At 62.7% G+C, this 14,125-nt stretch carries 16 protein-coding genes; 6 read left to right on the top strand and 10 right to left on the bottom strand.

Annotation, left to right across the window (positions count from 1 at the left end; all coding sequences use genetic code 11):
- The coding region (locus EN993_RS20145) for a DMT family transporter (protein ID WP_164757730.1) at nucleotides 1–631 on the top strand (631 nt) is incomplete at its 5' end.
- On the opposite strand, the gene EN993_RS20140 is transcribed toward EN993_RS20145, so the two are convergent.
- The 3 genes from EN993_RS20140 to EN993_RS20130 all read right to left on the bottom strand — a co-directional run bounded on the left by EN993_RS20140 (nucleotide 632) and on the right by EN993_RS20130 (nucleotide 3,113).
- Nucleotides 632–1,444: a helix-turn-helix transcriptional regulator gene (locus EN993_RS20140; RefSeq protein ID WP_127264636.1), complete on the bottom strand. Its 813-nt coding sequence runs from the start codon at nucleotides 1,442–1,444 to the stop codon at nucleotides 632–634. It abuts the gene before it with no gap.
- A 92-nt stretch (nucleotides 1,445–1,536) separates the two neighbouring features.
- Nucleotides 1,537–2,418, bottom strand: a complete 882-nt coding sequence (locus tag EN993_RS20135; protein ID WP_127264635.1) for a uracil-DNA glycosylase — start codon at nucleotides 2,416–2,418, stop codon at nucleotides 1,537–1,539.
- Between the two features lie 50 nt (nucleotides 2,419–2,468).
- The gene (locus tag EN993_RS20130) at nucleotides 2,469–3,113 is read right to left on the bottom strand and encodes a hypothetical protein (protein ID WP_109662611.1); all 645 of its coding nucleotides are present in this window, start codon (nucleotides 3,111–3,113) and stop codon (nucleotides 2,469–2,471) included.
- A gap of 10 nt (nucleotides 3,114–3,123) precedes the next feature.
- Between EN993_RS20130 and EN993_RS37075 the strand changes: the two genes are divergently transcribed.
- The 3 genes from EN993_RS37075 (at nucleotide 3,124) to EN993_RS20120 (ending at nucleotide 5,755) form a co-directional block, all read left to right on the top strand.
- Nucleotides 3,124–3,270: a hypothetical protein gene (locus EN993_RS37075; RefSeq protein ID WP_164757729.1), complete on the top strand. Its 147-nt coding sequence runs from the start codon at nucleotides 3,124–3,126 to the stop codon at nucleotides 3,268–3,270.
- Between the two features lie 63 nt (nucleotides 3,271–3,333).
- Entirely contained in the window at nucleotides 3,334–5,013 is a 1,680-nt protein-coding gene (locus tag EN993_RS20125) for an electron transfer flavoprotein-ubiquinone oxidoreductase (protein ID WP_126068505.1), read from the top strand.
- A 142-nt stretch (nucleotides 5,014–5,155) separates the two neighbouring features.
- Complete coding sequence (locus EN993_RS20120; protein WP_109662616.1) at nucleotides 5,156–5,755, top strand: DUF922 domain-containing protein; 600 nt, start codon at nucleotides 5,156–5,158, stop codon at nucleotides 5,753–5,755.
- Between the two features lie 4 nt (nucleotides 5,756–5,759).
- Here EN993_RS20120 and EN993_RS20115 read toward each other — a convergent pair whose 3' ends face one another.
- The 5 genes from EN993_RS20115 to EN993_RS20100 form a co-directional block, all read right to left on the bottom strand.
- A complete protein-coding gene (locus EN993_RS20115) occupies nucleotides 5,760–6,773 on the bottom strand; it encodes an endonuclease/exonuclease/phosphatase family protein (protein WP_245468920.1) in 1,014 nt (337 codons plus the stop codon).
- A 101-nt stretch (nucleotides 6,774–6,874) separates the two neighbouring features.
- Nucleotides 6,875–8,338 carry an AMP nucleosidase gene (locus tag EN993_RS20110; RefSeq protein WP_244497920.1) on the bottom strand — a complete coding sequence of 488 codons (1,464 nt, stop codon included), beginning with the start codon at nucleotides 8,336–8,338 and terminating at the stop codon, nucleotides 6,875–6,877.
- A 116-nt stretch (nucleotides 8,339–8,454) separates the two neighbouring features.
- Entirely contained in the window at nucleotides 8,455–8,649 is a 195-nt protein-coding gene (locus EN993_RS20105; protein ID WP_127264634.1) for a hypothetical protein, read from the bottom strand.
- 40 nt (nucleotides 8,650–8,689) lie between these two features.
- Nucleotides 8,690–8,848 carry a hypothetical protein gene (locus EN993_RS37070; RefSeq protein ID WP_164757728.1) on the bottom strand — a complete coding sequence of 53 codons (159 nt, stop codon included), beginning with the start codon at nucleotides 8,846–8,848 and terminating at the stop codon, nucleotides 8,690–8,692.
- Between the two features lie 224 nt (nucleotides 8,849–9,072).
- Nucleotides 9,073–9,414 carry a DUF2147 domain-containing protein gene (locus tag EN993_RS20100; protein ID WP_127264633.1) on the bottom strand — a complete coding sequence of 114 codons (342 nt, stop codon included), beginning with the start codon at nucleotides 9,412–9,414 and terminating at the stop codon, nucleotides 9,073–9,075.
- 449 nt (nucleotides 9,415–9,863) lie between these two features.
- Here EN993_RS20100 and EN993_RS20095 point away from each other — a divergent pair, with 449 nt between their 5' ends.
- Nucleotides 9,864–10,130, top strand: a complete 267-nt coding sequence (locus EN993_RS20095) for a sel1 repeat family protein (RefSeq protein WP_027026420.1) — start codon at nucleotides 9,864–9,866, stop codon at nucleotides 10,128–10,130.
- Nucleotides 10,131–10,523: 393 nt separating this feature from the next.
- Nucleotides 10,524–11,645, top strand: coding sequence for an ABC transporter substrate-binding protein (locus EN993_RS20090; RefSeq protein ID WP_127264632.1), 1,122 nt, complete (start codon nucleotides 10,524–10,526; stop codon nucleotides 11,643–11,645).
- Between the two features lie 90 nt (nucleotides 11,646–11,735).
- Here the strand turns inward: EN993_RS20090 and EN993_RS20085 are convergent, their stop codons facing one another.
- Together EN993_RS20085 and EN993_RS20080 are read right to left on the bottom strand one after the other, a co-directional pair.
- Nucleotides 11,736–13,718: an acetyl/propionyl/methylcrotonyl-CoA carboxylase subunit alpha gene (locus tag EN993_RS20085; RefSeq protein WP_127264631.1), complete on the bottom strand. Its 1,983-nt coding sequence runs from the start codon at nucleotides 13,716–13,718 to the stop codon at nucleotides 11,736–11,738.
- 128 nt (nucleotides 13,719–13,846) lie between these two features.
- Nucleotides 13,847–14,125: carboxyl transferase domain-containing protein (locus EN993_RS20080; RefSeq protein ID WP_281040569.1), on the bottom strand; the 279-nt coding region annotated here is incomplete at its 5' end.

The following is a 14,125-nucleotide window of genomic DNA, read 5'->3' as shown; positions in this document are numbered from 1 at the left end:
GAACTATGCGCAGCCTTTGCTGGTGGTCGTGTTCAGCTCGATCTTCCTTGGCGAGGCCATCCGCGTCTATCGCTGGAGCGCGGTCGCGGTCGGCCTGGTCGGCGTGCTGATCATCTCCTGGCCTGAGTTGACGCTGCTGAGTTCCGATGAGGCGCTCGACGACCAGGAAGTGCTTGGCGTCATGGCCGCTCTTGTCGCGGCGGCGATCTCGGCCGTCGCCATGCTCTTGGTGCGCAATCTCGTGCAAAGCGAGCGCACCGCGACCATCGTCCTGTGGTTTTCGGTGACGGCGAGCATCATGTCGCTGCTGTCGCTGCCGTTCGGCTGGCAGGCGCTGACGCCACTCCAGGCGGCTCTTCTGGTTGCCGCCGGCTTCTGCGGCGGCCTCGGCCAGATCCTGATGACGGCGGCGTATCGCCATGCCGAGGCCTCGGTCGTGGCGCCGTTCGAGTACACCTCGATGATCCTCGGCGTCGTCGTCGGCTATCTCGTCTTCGGCGACGTCGCCACGCTGAACATGCTCGTCGGCGGCCTGATCGTCGTTGCCGCCGGGATTTTCATCATCTGGCGCGAGCGTCAGCTTGGCCTGGAGCGCACCCGCACGCGAAAGGCATCTTTGCCTGAAGGGTGATTACGACAGTTCGGCCCGCTCCTTTGCCAATCGCACCAGCACCGTCCTCGTCTGCTCGTCGGCCGGGAAAAACGATTCGATCGCCAGTTCCGACAGCGTCACGTCGAGCGGCGTGCCGAAGACGGTGATGGTGCTGATGAATGACAGCACCTGATCGCCATGCGCCAGCCTGAGCGGGTGCACGATGGCATTCGGCTCGACAGGCGTCGGCCGGCTGCCCTTCAAGCCGGACGGATAGGTCCGCAGTTCACGCTCCAGCTCGACCAGCACCGGGTCGCCGGAGGCGTCGTTCTGGTGTTTCAGGCGCTCAAGCAGATGCGCTCGCCACTCCTGGAGATTGACGATGCGTGGTGCGATGCCGCCGGGATGCAGGCTGAGGCGAAGCACGTTGACCGGCGGCGTCAGCAGCGAAGCCTCGCTGATATCGGCAAGGAAGGGAGCGATGGCGGCGTTGGCCGAAACCAGGTTCCAGTGGCGGTCGACAGCGAGTGCCGGGAAAGGCTCGTGCCCCTTGAGCACGATCTCGACCGCCGCCATCGCCGGCGCCAGCGTCGTGTCGGTGAGCGAGCGCTCGCCGAAGCTGGGGGCAAAGCCGGCGGCGAGCAGCAACCGGTTGCGTTGCCTGAGCGGGATCGACAATTGCTCGGCCAGATGCAGCACCATATCCCGTGAGGGCGCGGCACGGCCGCTCTCGACGAAGCTCAGATGCCGCTGCGAGATCTCGGCCTCCATCGCGAGATCGAGCTGCGACATGCGCCGGCGCGTGCGCCATTCGCGAATGAGGCTGCCGGCGGAGGTTTGGGGTGTTGTCATGAGGCATGGTTAGGCTGAGAGGAGACGTATTTCAATTACCTCGGAGGTTATCGGTACGGCATCCATGTCGGAGATTGGCTACTTGCCAAGCCTCAGCCAATTTCCCGCAGCTTTGCCTTCACCTCGAGAAAATCCCGCCACGCCAGCTTCTTGTGCGCGGGCGTTCGTAAGAGATAAGCCGGATGCAGCGTTGGCATGGCGGGAATGGCGATGCCGGATGCCGTCGTATGGACCCGCCAGTTGCCGCGCAGCCGCAGGATGCCTTCGGAGGTATTGAGCAAGGTCTTGGCTGACGGGCCGCCAAGGTTGATCAGCACCTTCGGATTGACCAGCTCGATCTGCCGCTCGATGAACGGCCGGCAAATCTCGGTTTCGTGCGGCGTCGGTGTGCGATTGCCCGGCGGCCGCCAGGGAATGACGTTGGCGATATAGACCGAAGTGCGGTCGAGCCCGATCGCTGCCAGCATGCGGTCGAGCAGCCGGCCCGAGCGGCCGACGAAGGGCAGGCCCTCGATGTCCTCGTCGCGGCCAGGCGCTTCGCCGACCAGCATCACAGCTGCTTCCGGGTTGCCGTCGGCGAACACCAGGCTCTTGGCGGTGGTCTTGAGATTGCAGCCGTCGAACGACGCCATGTGCTGGCGAAGCTCGTCCAGTGTCGTTGCCGTCGTTGCCAACTGGCGGGCAAGTGCTGCTTGCGCTTCGTCGGGAACCGCAGTCGTCGCAGATGGCGGCCGCGCAACCGGTGGCGCATTTGCTCTGTCTCCGGCTTCGGCGCGAGAGATGTTCGTCGAACGCTGCGGTGCGGCGGTGTCGCCCGAAGACGCCACCGTCGGCGCGCGCTCCATAGGCTTTGGCGCAACCTCGGCGAATCGGTTCACCGGCCGATCTTCAAGCGCCTCGTCGACGCCCACGCTGGCATAAAAGGCCAGCAGGTCGGCGATATCGGGTCTGTTGTTTGGGAAAGCGGCAGTCATGCCGGCACATTCGTCCGCGTGGCGGCAATTTGCAAGGCTGGCCGCTTGCTCTACCCCGTCGGTATGCGCGGATCCTGCACCAGATAGAAAGTCCAGCGCGGCGTGTAGTCGGTCATCAGGAATTCGAACCTGGCGGTTTTCAGCGGGTCGACCTTGCCGTTCCTGAACAGCAGCCGGTCATAAGGTTCGAAATCACGATCGAAATCGGCAAAATTGCTCGACCAGATGTTGTCAGGTGTCTTGTTGCGCTGGTCGAACGAAAGCCCGTCGCCGAACACGCTCGGCTGGTTCAGGATCTCCTGCAGCTCGAACTGGAACTCGATCCAGGCCTGGCCACTGTTGTTGAGCACGTCGATGCGCATATACATGATACCGTTGGCGAATTCGCCGGCCGAGCCGAAAGCCTGGATCGGCTTTGTCGTGCGGATGGTCAGCGTGACCGGCGTTGACGAATTCAACTCTTCGGTGATCACCAGCGGATCATCCTTCGTGCCGATGCCCGAAGCGCCGGTGATGTGGAAGCCGCCAAGCTCATCGGAGAAGGAGTAGGCGCCCGTCGCCCAGACTTTCACCTCGTCCGCGGCGGCGTGACCCGGTGCCAACATCAGAAGGGCCAAAAGGAGCGCCCGGCGGGTCCGGCCGGGCGGGAAAACAAAGCGCGTCGATGAAAAGCCGGCTGGCCCAGGAATGCGCATGGCGTGAAGTATGGCCGATAAGCAAGCCGTCGAACAATTAAAAACGCAAGCGCCCAGGGCAATGCCGGACGAAAAGCACGCGCCCAGCCTCGCGATGCGCGACTTTTTGGCCAAAACCGCATTGTCACGTATCCGCCGGTTTCCTGTCGCCAATTGATGCGCTATGCAGCGCAGGAGCCAGCAAGATACCCGAATGGGATAAGCCAGTGCGGAGGGGTTGATGAGCGACATCGAACGCGAAAGCATGGAATTCGACGTGGTTATCGTCGGCGCCGGCCCGGCCGGCCTCGCCGCCGCCATCCGCCTCAAGCAGGTCAATCCCGAGCTCTCGGTTGTCGTCCTGGAAAAGGGCGGCGAAGTCGGCGCCCATATCCTCTCCGGCGCCGTCGTCGATCCGATCGGCATCGACCGGCTCTTGCCGGGCTGGCGTGATGAGGAGGGCCATCCTTTCAAGACGCCGGTTACGGCAGACCATTTTCTCGTTCTTGGCCCTGCAGGCTCGTTCCGTCTGCCCAACATCCTGATGCCGCCGCTGATGAACAATCACGGCAATTACATCGTCTCGCTCGGCAATGTCTGCCGCTGGCTGGCGACCAAGGCCGAGGCGCTCGGCGTCGAGATCTATCCAGGCTTTGCTGCGTCCGGCCTGCTTTACAATGAAGAAGGCGCCGTCACCGGCGTCGTCACCGGCGACATGGGCGTCGAGAAGGACGGCACGCACGGCCCGGGTTTCGCACCCGGCATGGCACTGATGGGCAAGTATGTGCTGATCGGCGAGGGCGCGCGGGGCTCGCTCGCCAAGCAATTGATCGCCAAATACAAGCTTTCCGATGGCCGCGAACCGGGCAAATACGGCATCGGCCTCAAGGAACTCTGGCAGGTCAAGCCGGAGAACCACCGGCCGGGCCTTGTCCAGCATTCCTTCGGCTGGCCACTCGACCTGAAGACCGGCGGCGGCTCGTTCCTCTACCACCTCGAGGACAATCAGGTGGCGGTCGGTTTCGTCCTCCATCTCAACTACAAGAATCCCTGGCTGTCGCCGTTCGAGGAATTCCAGCGCTTCAAGACCCATCCGGCAATCCGCGGTACCTTCGAAGGCGCCAAGCGGCTGGGCTACGGCGCGCGCGCCATCACCGAAGGCGGCTGGCAGTCGGTGCCGAAACTGTCCTTCCCCGGTGGCGCGCTGATGGGCTGTGCGGCCGGGTTCGTCAACGTGCCGCGCATTAAGGGGTCGCACAATGCCGTGCTGTCCGGCATGCTGGCGGCCGAGCACGTCGCCGAGGCGATCGGTGCCGGTCGTGCCAATGACGAACTTTCCTCCTATGAGGCAGCCTGGCGGGCGACCGACATCGGCAAGGATCTGAAGAGGGTGCGCAACGTCAAGCCGCTATGGTCGCGCTTCGGCACCATCATCGGTGTCGGTCTCGGCGGCCTCGACATGTGGCTGAACACGTTGTTCGGGATCTCGCCCTTCGGCACGCTGAAGCATGGCAAGGCCGACTATGCCACGCTCGAGCCTGCCGCCCAGCACAAGAAGATCGCCTATCCGAAGCCCGATGGCGTCCTGACCTTCGACCGGCTGTCCTCGGTGTTCCTGTCCAACACCAACCACGAGGAAAACGAGCCGGTTCATCTGCTTGTCGGCGACATGGAGCTGCAGAAACGTTCCGAGCACGATGTCTTTGCGGGGCCCTCGACGCGCTACTGTCCGGCCGGCGTTTATGAATGGGTCGACAAGGACGGCAATGCCGCCGCCGATCCCGCAGCCAAGGACGTGCGCTTCGTCATCAACGCGCAGAACTGCGTCCACTGCAAGACATGCGACATCAAGGATCCGAACCAGAACATCAACTGGGTGCCTCCGCAAGGCGGCGAAGGCCCGGTCTACCAGGGCATGTAAGCCACGCGCCGACCGGACAGGCTTGGCCGCCGCAAGCACAAATGCCGGCGATGGTTTGGGTCTTCCGGGCCTGTGAAATATTAGGACTGTTGAAACTGCCGCGCGCTTATGGTTCCATCTCCTGACGACAGGGAGATGGCCAATGCGCTTGGCGGTTCTGGCATGCCTTTTGGTGATCGGCGCGCTGTTCGGTTCCGCTCCGATGGCCTCGGCCGGCACCAGGGTGGTGGTCAGGACGCGGACCTATGATATCACCGGGACCACGGGTCTCGCGCTGATGGGGGCGATGGACCGCAAAGGGCCGAAGCACGGCTTCATGACGCACGCCATCGCACAGACCGGCTACACCGTGGATTGGAACCTTGACGCCGGCCAGGACAATGGCGTCTGCCGCCTGCGGAGCGCCAACGGCACGCTCAATCTCTTCTATACGTTTCCGCGTGTCGCCTCGACCACTCCGCCGGCGCTCCAGAAGCGCTGGGCGCGGTTCTTCGCCGGCGTCCGCGCTCACGAAGAAACCCATGGCCGCCTCGCCAGGGAAATGATGCGCGCCACCGAAAGATCGATCACCGGCCTCAGCATTGCCGACGACCGGTCCTGTTACAAGACGCGCCGCGAGGCGCAGCGGCGTATCCATGCCACCTATGCCGCATATGAGGCGAAGCAGATCGCTTTCGACGCCAGCGAGCATCGCGACGGTGGCCATGTCGAGCATCTCGTCACCGCTTTGGTCAGACCTTGATCTTTTAGCCTGGCGTTTTTCCAGCAGCCGGTATCAGCGACGCGGTCGCGGTTTCATGGTCGTCCGCCGGCTTTTGCTGGTTCAGCCTGAGCGAGAATTCCACCATGACCGGCAGGTGGTCCGAGCCGGTATCCTCCAGCCGTGTCGCGGAATGGATGGTCACGCCGCCCTTGCTGAAAACCTGGTCGATCGGCAGGCCGGCGAAGCGCCGCAGGAAATCCGGCAGCTTGATGTGGATCCATGTCGGGCCGGCGGACGGCATGACGGTCAGCCCGCCGAGCGAGGCGACGCGCCGCACGGCGGCGCTCCATGGCACGGCGTTGCAGTCTCCCGCCATGATCGCCGTCTCGCCGAGAGCCGACAGCGATTCCGTCAGCTCACCAATCTGCCAGTACTGCTCGCGTGGCCACGGCCAACTGAGATGGATGGCGGCGACGTCGACGTCAATGCCGCCGAAGTCGACGGTCGCTGTCGCCATCGCGCCGCGCCGTTCGCAACGCGCCTCGGTGCCGGCGGCAAAGGGCCGCCGCGAGAGCAGTGCGACGCCGAATATGCCGTTCGGATACGGGCAGAGGATCCGGTATGGATATGCGCTGCTGATATAGCCAAGCTCGGTCGCCCACATCGCCGACACCTCGTCGAGGGTGATCACGTCGGGATTGGTCCGGCCGATCAGCGACAGCACCTTCTTTGGCGTCGGATTGTCGTAGCGCAGGTTCATCTGCAGCAGCTTGTAGGTCGCACGATTTTCGTTCTTGGCTTCATAGGCAGCTTGAACCGGCCATGGACTGGGCAAAGTGTTCAAGGTCGTGGCAAAAGCCGCCACGGCAAAAAGCAGCGCCACGGCTGCTTGCAAGCGAAATGTCGTGGCCAGCAGCGGCAGCGCGCAAAGCGCCATCAGCACGGCAAGGTGGACGCGGAAATGCGAGAAGGAATCGAAGGCCGGATGCAGCGTTCCGAAAAACCCGGCCACCAGCGCGACCGAACAGACGAGCATTGCCAAGAATGCAACCGACATCAGCAATGTCCCGAAGCTCGCTCTCTCCATACCGCCTGCTTATCGGCAAAAATGCGGCTCAATCAAGATGACGAAATGCCCATGCGATGCGTGGAACCGACCTACTGGAACGCCGTCTCCGAAAAACTTCTGAGCTTGCGCGAATGCAGCCGCTCCATCGGCATTTCCGCAAGCTTCTCCATAGCCCTGATGCCGATGGTCAGGTGCTGCGCCACCTGGCGCTTGTAGAATTCGGTCGCCATGCCAGGCAGCTTCAACTCGCCATGCAATGGTTTGTCCGAAACGCACAGGAGCGTGCCGTAGGGCACACGGAAGCGGAAGCCGTTGGCGGCAATCGTCGCCGATTCCATGTCGAGGGCGATCGCCCGCGACTGCGACAGCCGCTGCACCGGGCCGCGCTGGTCACGCAGTTCCCAGTTGCGGTTGTCGATTGTGGCGACGGTGCCGGTGCGCATGATGCGTTTCAAGTCATAGCCGGACAGGCCGGTGACTTCGGCGACAGCTTCCTGCAACGCCACCTGGATCTCGGCCAGCGGCGGGATCGGCACCCAGACCGGAAGATCGTCGTCAAGCACGTGATCCTCGCGCACATAGGCATGCGCCAGCACATAGTCGCCTAGCGCCTGGGTGTTGCGCAGGCCGGCGCAGTGACCAAGCATCACCCAGGCATGCGGTCTCAGCACCGCGATGTGGTCGGTGATCGTCTTGGCGTTGGAGGGCCCGACGCCGATATTGACCATGGTGATGCCGCCATGGTTCGGCTTCTTCAGATGATAGGCCGGCATTTGCGGCAGGCGCGGTGGTGCTACCCCTTCGCTGGGCGCGCTTTGCCCGACCCTGGTGGTGACATTGCCGGGCTCGACGAACTCGGTGTATCCGCCGCCGCCATTGGCCATCAGGTCGCGGGCCCGGGCGACGAACTCGTCTATGTAGAACTGGTAATTGGTGAACAGCACGAAGTTCTGGAAATGCTGCGGCGTGGTCGCCGTATAGTGCGAAAGACGGTGCAGCGAATAGTCGATGCGCTGCGCCGTGAAGGGCGCCAGTGGCCTCGGCTCGCCGAAGGCCACTTCGAAGGTGCCGTTGGCGATTTGGTCGTCGGTGCCGTCGAGATCCGGCACGTCGAAGAGGTCGCGGATCGGCCGCTTGATGCGCTCGGCTGCCGCGCCGTCGACATGGGTGCCTTCGAGAAAGGCGAAATGCAGCGGGATCGGCGTGGTCGATTCCGACACCGTGACCGCAACCCCATGATTGCGCATGATCAGGCGCAACTGCTCGACGAGGTAGCTTTCGAACAGGCCCGGCTGGGTGATGGTGGTGGAAAAATGCCCCGGTGTCGGCATATGGCCATAGGCTTGGCGCGAGTCGATCTGGGTGAACGAGTTGGTGGTGACGCCGATCTCCGGATAAAAGGCCCGGTAGCGCTTGCCATTGTCGCCGCCCGCTGCCGCCAGTTCTGCAAAGGAGTCGCGCAGGAATTTGGTGTTGCGGTCGTAAAGCGCCTGCAGTGCCGCGACTGCCTTTTCAGCGCTATCAAAGCTTTGCCGGCCAAAAGGCTCCGGCATGACGACAGATTCGATAGCTTGTGGGTAGATTCGCTTTTCCATGGCTCAATATAGAGACTCGGATCGGCACTTGGGAGGGGTGTCGCGACCGAAGGCCGCCAAAGCGTCATTTTTCTTCAACCGCGCTGCAGGCTGACCAGGAGCACGAAACCGACGCCGGACTTGTTCAGAGCCGGTGCGTCGATCGTCGAGCCGGTGTCAGTGCGCATCATCGGCACGGCCAGAACCGGAGCGGCCAGAACCGTCAGGATAAGCGCCGCCCGCGGCAGAAGCCGAAGGGTCTTGAGAGCGTTGGCGGCGATGCGGTTCATGGTGTTTCAGCTTTTCTTTTCGAGGTCTTGGTTTCTGTGTTCAGTTGCGAAGGTGGGTGGGGCAGGCAAGGCGGCAGGTTCTCGAACTGGCATCGTCCCAGGCGCGGGCCGGACGGCCCGCTTCAGCGACGAGGATGGCGAAGAACATTCCAAACAGGCTCATCAGCAGGCAGACGATGGTGAAGCGGCGAGCAAGCATTGGGTCGGGTCTCCTTCAACACGTCGGAGAATGCCCTGATGCAACTGAACCGGCTCTGATGCCGGCGTTCATCTGCGGTTCAAGATGATTGACGCGATTTTGCCGGCCCCAGCGTCGGTTTCGACGGCGGGGGGCGGGAGGCGACGGGAGTCCGGCGTAGCGCCTCGCCAAACGAAAACGGGACCCATTCGGGCCCCGTCTTCATGTCAGAACGATGCGGTCGATCAGAGCTTGTGCCAGGTCTGGCTCTTGCAGATCAGTCCGCCGAGCACGCAGCCGCTCATCTTGAGAGAGGTGCCCGACAATGTCGCCTTGCCCGAATAGGTCTTGTCGTTTGCCGGATCGGTGATGTTGCCGGCATATTTGTTGTCGCCTGTCGCCTTGAGCGAGCCGATGGTCTTGCCGGCATATTTGCCGGACTTGAGCGTGATGGAAAACGAGCCGCCGCCAGCGATGGCCGCGGTGTCGCCTGCCTGCGTCTTCCAGTTGCCCTCGATCGGATCGGCCCATGCCGCGCCCGCCACGATCAATGTGGCCGCAAGGGCCAGGCTCACTTTTCGAAACATGTCTTCCTCCCTTTGGATGTCCGGCCGGATGCTCCGCCTCGCCGGTCTGCCGCTTACGCAAACGTAAGCTAATCCAGCTCCCAGCAAAACAAAAGCGGTGCCGCAACGGAAGACTTTCGGATTTTGAAAGCCCCGGAATGCGCCTCCTGGCCAAGCAAATGAAACGATCGGCGCATCGCCTTTGTCTCCCGTGGTTAGCGGAGTCTTGACTTGGCGCCGGAAAATTTTCGTCAAATTTGACGCAAGCAGGCTGAATTGCTGACTTTGTATCCTTAACGAATTTCAGCGTTTACCTCTTGTTTTAGCTTTGTTTTCCTCAAATTAAGCACGCCATTTAACGACGGATTCAAGCCTGCACGGCATTCTCGAAAGCATCGGAAGAGCAGCCAGCAAGGACGAAAGAAGGCAGCTCTCGGGAGCCTGACAGGGGCCGGAAACAGGGGATTGAAATGGCACGTTTTGAAATGCTTGAAGCAGGTTTCGGCGCCATGGGGGCAACCGCCCAGGCCGACATTCTTTTCGAACTGGGCATGATGTATGCGACCGGCCGCGATTGCGAGACCGATGTCGTTGCCGCCCACAAATGGTTCAACATCGCCGCGATCAAGGGCTCGGCCCGCGCCGCGGAATTGCGCTCCGAACTGTCGGCGGCCATGTCGAAGATCGAGATCGCCAAGGCGCTTCGCGAAGCCCGCGAATGGATGACCATGCACTGATATCTGCCAGTCGCGGACAGGCTTATCGAAGACAGGGACGCTCCGGGATCAAGACCGCACAGACGGCCAGACCCGGCGGAATTGAAGGCCGCGTAAGACGGTCACGATGCTAAGAAAGAGAACGCGGCGGGCCGCAGGCCCAGTCGTGCGCGACGCAGGGAAGGTGAGTGGGATTTTTAGGCGCGGGGGCGCTTGGGAAACAGCTCGACGGGCAAAAAAGCCACGACCAGCCGGAACAAGGCTGGCGTGGCTTTTTGCGTGGATGACGTCTTGCAGGCCCAATCGAGCGGCGCCAATGCGCCTAGACAGGCCCAATGAAGGATGAAATTGTCCCGCCTCTCTGGAAGAAGCGCGGCCGGGGCGGCCGCGCGTGAGTGGAGGAGTTCTACCATCATGAAAAAATTGAGTATTTTGAACGCGGCCATATTCGGCCTGATGATGAGCACGCCGGTCGCATTCGCCGACGATATCACCTTTGCGGTGATCGGCCCGATGACCGGACAGCTCGCCACCATCGGCGATCAGTTCAAGCAGGGCGCACAGGCCGCTGCCGACGCCATCAACGCCGCTGGCGGCGTCAACGGGTCGATGATCAAGCTCGATATCGAAGACGATCAGTGCGATCCCAAGCAGGCCGTGTCGGTTGCCAACCGCGTCGTCGCCGACGGCGTCAAGTTCATCGACGGCCATGCCTGCTCGGGCTCGAGCATTCCGGCCTCGGCCGTCTATGCCGAAGCCGGCGCTCTGATGATGAGCCCGGCTTCTTCCAACCCGGTGCTGACAGACGCGGCGGCCAAGGCCGGCTGGCCGACGATCATGCGCCTTTATACGCGTGACGATGCGCAGGGCGCCTTCATCGGCCCATGGATCGCCAAGAAGTTTGCCGGCAAGAATGTCGTCGTCCTGCATGACAAGAGCGCCTACGGACAGGGCGTGGCTGACGCCGTCAAGGCAACCATGAATGCCGGCGGCCTCAAGGAGGTCTATTATGACGGTATCAACGCTGGCGAGAAGGACTATTCGGCTCTCGTCACCAAGCTCAAGGACTTGAAGGCCGACGTCGTTTATTTCGGCGGCTATCATCCTGAAGCTGGCCTGATCCTGCGTCAGTCGGCGGAACAGAACCTGAAGTTCCAGCTGATCATGCCGGACTCTATCGCCTCGCCCGAATTCTGGCAGGTCGCTGGCCCGGCCGGCGAGGGCACCATGTTCGTCTTCCCGTCGGATCCCCAGGCAAAGCCGGAAGCCAAGGCAGCCGTCGAGAAGATCAAGGCCGGCGGTTTCGTGCCGGAGGGCTTCACGCTGTTCTCTTACGCCACCATCCAGGCTTTTGCTGAAGGCATCAAGCGCGCCGGCAGCGACGATCCGGCCAAGGTTGCCGAAGCGTTGAAGAACGGCACGCCGATCAGCACTGTTGTCGGCGATGTCACCTTCGACGAGAAGGGCGACCTCAAGAATGCCAGCTACGACATCAACCAGTGGCATGACGGAAAATACGCGCCGATTGCCCAGTAATCGCTGCCCTGGTGGCTGAATAGCATAGAGAAATGGCCGGGCTCGTCCCGGCCATTTTCTTGTTTGCCCTGTCGTTTATCTTCCGAATCGTCAGCTCACCGCTGCGGTCGAGGCGTTTTGGTCCTCGACGAACCGCACCAGCACAGTCCCGTCGGTGACCTGCGCGCCCTCTGTGGCGATCTCGGCGATCACGCCGTCATGTGGCGCGGCAATAGGCGATGCCGTGATCAAGGGCCAACCGCTGCTGATCCTCGAGGCGATGAAGATGGAGCACACCATCGCCGCGCGCACCAGCTTGACCAGCCCCGGCATCGGCGCACGCAGGCTGCCGGCGCCTGCCGCCGCATCATCGGCCCGTGCCAGTGGGTCCGGCACGGCGAAGGTATAGCCAACAGCACCCTCGAACACCGTGATGTGGCCTGGCCAGCAGGCGAGGCGTGGCGCGGCACGAAAATCATGCGAATTGGTGTCGTCATAAGGCTTGTCCAGCGCGACCTGGAATCGCCCGTCCGGCCGTACCGAGACCTTCGCCGCGATATCGTCTTCGCCGAACTTCAGCCGTGTGCGTCGCGCCACGCTGTGGAAATGCGCATAGCCGGCAATCGACGACCACGGATCGTTGGATGGCGGCGCTGCTCCGGCGCCGGAGGCCGCAACGGCCGCGGCAGCAATGGTTTCGCCGGTCGGCGGCGCGATCTCGGTCAGCGCCGTCTGGTGCCTGGCGATCAGGCTGGTGTCGACATCGCCTGCGGCAAAGTCCGGATCGGCGGCGAGAGCGGCAAGAAAGGCGGTGTTCACGGTCGAACCGGCGATCTCGGTTCGCGACAGCGCCGCACCGAGCGCGTCGAGTGCCGCCTGCCTGTCCTTTGCGTGGACGACCAGCTTGGCGATCATCGGGTCGTAATAGGGCGAGATGGCGTCACCCGCCCGCACGCCGGTCTCGATGCGCATAGTCGCGCCTTCGGGGGTTGCATCCGGAAATTTCAGATGATGCAGCGTGCCGGTCGCCGGCAGGAACCCTTTTGCCGCATCCTCGGCATAGATGCGCGCCTCGAAGGCATGGCCGGCGAGCGCGATCTCGCTTTGCATCTTCGGCAGCTTCTCGCCCGATGCGATCCGCAACTGCCACTCGACGAGATCTGTGCCTGTGACCATCTCGGTGACCGGGTGCTCGACCTGCAGGCGGGTGTTCATCTCCATGAACCAGAAGCGGTCGGCCTTCAGGCCCTGCGAGGCATCGACGATGAACTCGATGGTGCCGGCGCCCGAATAATTGATCGCCTTGGCGGCTTTCACCGCTGCCTCCGTCATCGCTTTGCGCAAAGCCTCGGTCATGCCAGGGGCGGGCGCTTCCTCGATCACCTTCTGGTGGCGGCGCTGCGCCGAGCAGTCGCGCTCGTAGAGATGCACCGCATTGCCGAAATTGTCGCCGAACACCTGCACTTCGATATGGCGCGGCTTGTCGACATATTTTTCGACCAGCACGCGGTCGTCGCCGAAAGCGGCTTTCGCCTCGCGCCGTGCGCTGGACAGTGCCTCGGAAAACTCATCGGGGTGTTCGACCCGGCGCATGCCCTTGCCGCCGCCGCCGGCGCGCGCCTTGATCAGCACGGGATAGCCGATCTCGCGTGCCTTGGACGCAAGCAGCACGATCTCCTGCGCCTCGCCATGATAGCCCGGCACCACCGGCACGCCGGCCTTTTCCATCAGCCGCTTGGCGGCATCTTTCAACCCCATGGCACGGATCGAGGCCGCCGACGGGCCGATGAAAATGAGCCCCGCCGCCACCACCTGGTCGACGAAATCAGGATTTTCCGACAGGAAGCCGTAGCCGGGATGAATGGCTTGCGCGCCCGTGGCCAAAGCCGCGGCGATGATCTTGTCGCCGCGCAGATAGCTTTCGCCAACGGGCGAGGCGCCGATATGCACCGCCTCGTCGGCCATCTCGACATGCAGGGATTTCGCGTCGGCATCCGAATAGACGGCAACGGTACGCACGCCCATCTTTCGAGCCGTGCGGATCACCCGACAGGCGATCTCGCCGCGATTGGCGATCAGGATTTTGGCGAACATGGAGCCTCCCTAGCCACAGTTTGCTTGGAGCGACGCAGACGTTCCTTTGCGCCCCCAATGCTTGGCAGTCCGGCCCTTGGTGTCGGCCTCTCCCTTACCAAGGGAGTGCTCTACGGATGATCCGGTCATCACATCCGAAACACGCCGAAGCGCGTCTCCTCGATTTCGGCGTTGAGCGCGGCGGACAGGCTGAGCGCCAGCACGTCGCGCGTTTTCGCCGGGTCGATGATGCCGTCGTCCCAAAGGCGTGCGGACGAGTAGAGGGGATGGCCCTCATGCTCATATTTCATCAGGATCGGCTTCTTGAATTTCGCCTCTTCCTCGGCGCTCCATTCCCCGCCTTTGCGCTCGATGCCTTCGCGCTTGACCATGGCGAGCACGGTTGCCGCCTGTTCGCCGCCCATCAC

The organism is Mesorhizobium sp. M7D.F.Ca.US.004.01.2.1 (assembly GCF_003997785.1).
Taxonomy (GTDB): Bacteria; Pseudomonadota; Alphaproteobacteria; order Rhizobiales; family Rhizobiaceae; genus Mesorhizobium; species Mesorhizobium loti.
Note: the sequence above shows the minus strand (reverse complement) of the source record. Positions and strands in the feature narration are given on the sequence as shown.

Excerpts from the sequence above, each read along its gene's own strand:
- EN993_RS20110 (WP_244497920.1), bottom strand. The coding sequence starts at position 8,338 with ATGCCGGAGCCTTTTGGCCGGCAAAGCTTTGATAGCGCTGAAAAGGCA.
- EN993_RS20130 (WP_109662611.1), bottom strand. The coding sequence starts at position 3,113 with ATGCGCATTCCTGGGCCAGCCGGCTTTTCATCGACGCGCTTTGTTTTC.
- EN993_RS20090 (WP_127264632.1), top strand. The coding sequence starts at position 10,524 with ATGAAAAAATTGAGTATTTTGAACGCGGCCATATTCGGCCTGATGATG.
- EN993_RS20085 (WP_127264631.1), bottom strand. The coding sequence starts at position 13,718 with ATGTTCGCCAAAATCCTGATCGCCAATCGCGGCGAGATCGCCTGTCGG.
- EN993_RS37075 (WP_164757729.1), top strand. The coding sequence starts at position 3,124 with ATGGCCGATAAGCAAGCCGTCGAACAATTAAAAACGCAAGCGCCCAGG.
- EN993_RS20115 (WP_245468920.1), bottom strand. The coding sequence starts at position 6,773 with ATGTCGGTTGCATTCTTGGCAATGCTCGTCTGTTCGGTCGCGCTGGTG.
- EN993_RS20120 (WP_109662616.1), top strand. The coding sequence starts at position 5,156 with ATGCGCTTGGCGGTTCTGGCATGCCTTTTGGTGATCGGCGCGCTGTTC.
- EN993_RS20100 (WP_127264633.1), bottom strand. The coding sequence starts at position 9,414 with ATGTTTCGAAAAGTGAGCCTGGCCCTTGCGGCCACATTGATCGTGGCG.
- EN993_RS20095 (WP_027026420.1), top strand. The coding sequence starts at position 9,864 with ATGGCACGTTTTGAAATGCTTGAAGCAGGTTTCGGCGCCATGGGGGCA.
- EN993_RS20125 (WP_126068505.1), top strand. The coding sequence starts at position 3,334 with ATGAGCGACATCGAACGCGAAAGCATGGAATTCGACGTGGTTATCGTC.
- EN993_RS20105 (WP_127264634.1), bottom strand. The coding sequence starts at position 8,649 with ATGAACCGCATCGCCGCCAACGCTCTCAAGACCCTTCGGCTTCTGCCG.
- EN993_RS20135 (WP_127264635.1), bottom strand. The coding sequence starts at position 2,418 with ATGACTGCCGCTTTCCCAAACAACAGACCCGATATCGCCGACCTGCTG.
- EN993_RS20140 (WP_127264636.1), bottom strand. The coding sequence starts at position 1,444 with ATGACAACACCCCAAACCTCCGCCGGCAGCCTCATTCGCGAATGGCGC.
- EN993_RS37070 (WP_164757728.1), bottom strand. The coding sequence starts at position 8,848 with ATGCTTGCTCGCCGCTTCACCATCGTCTGCCTGCTGATGAGCCTGTTT.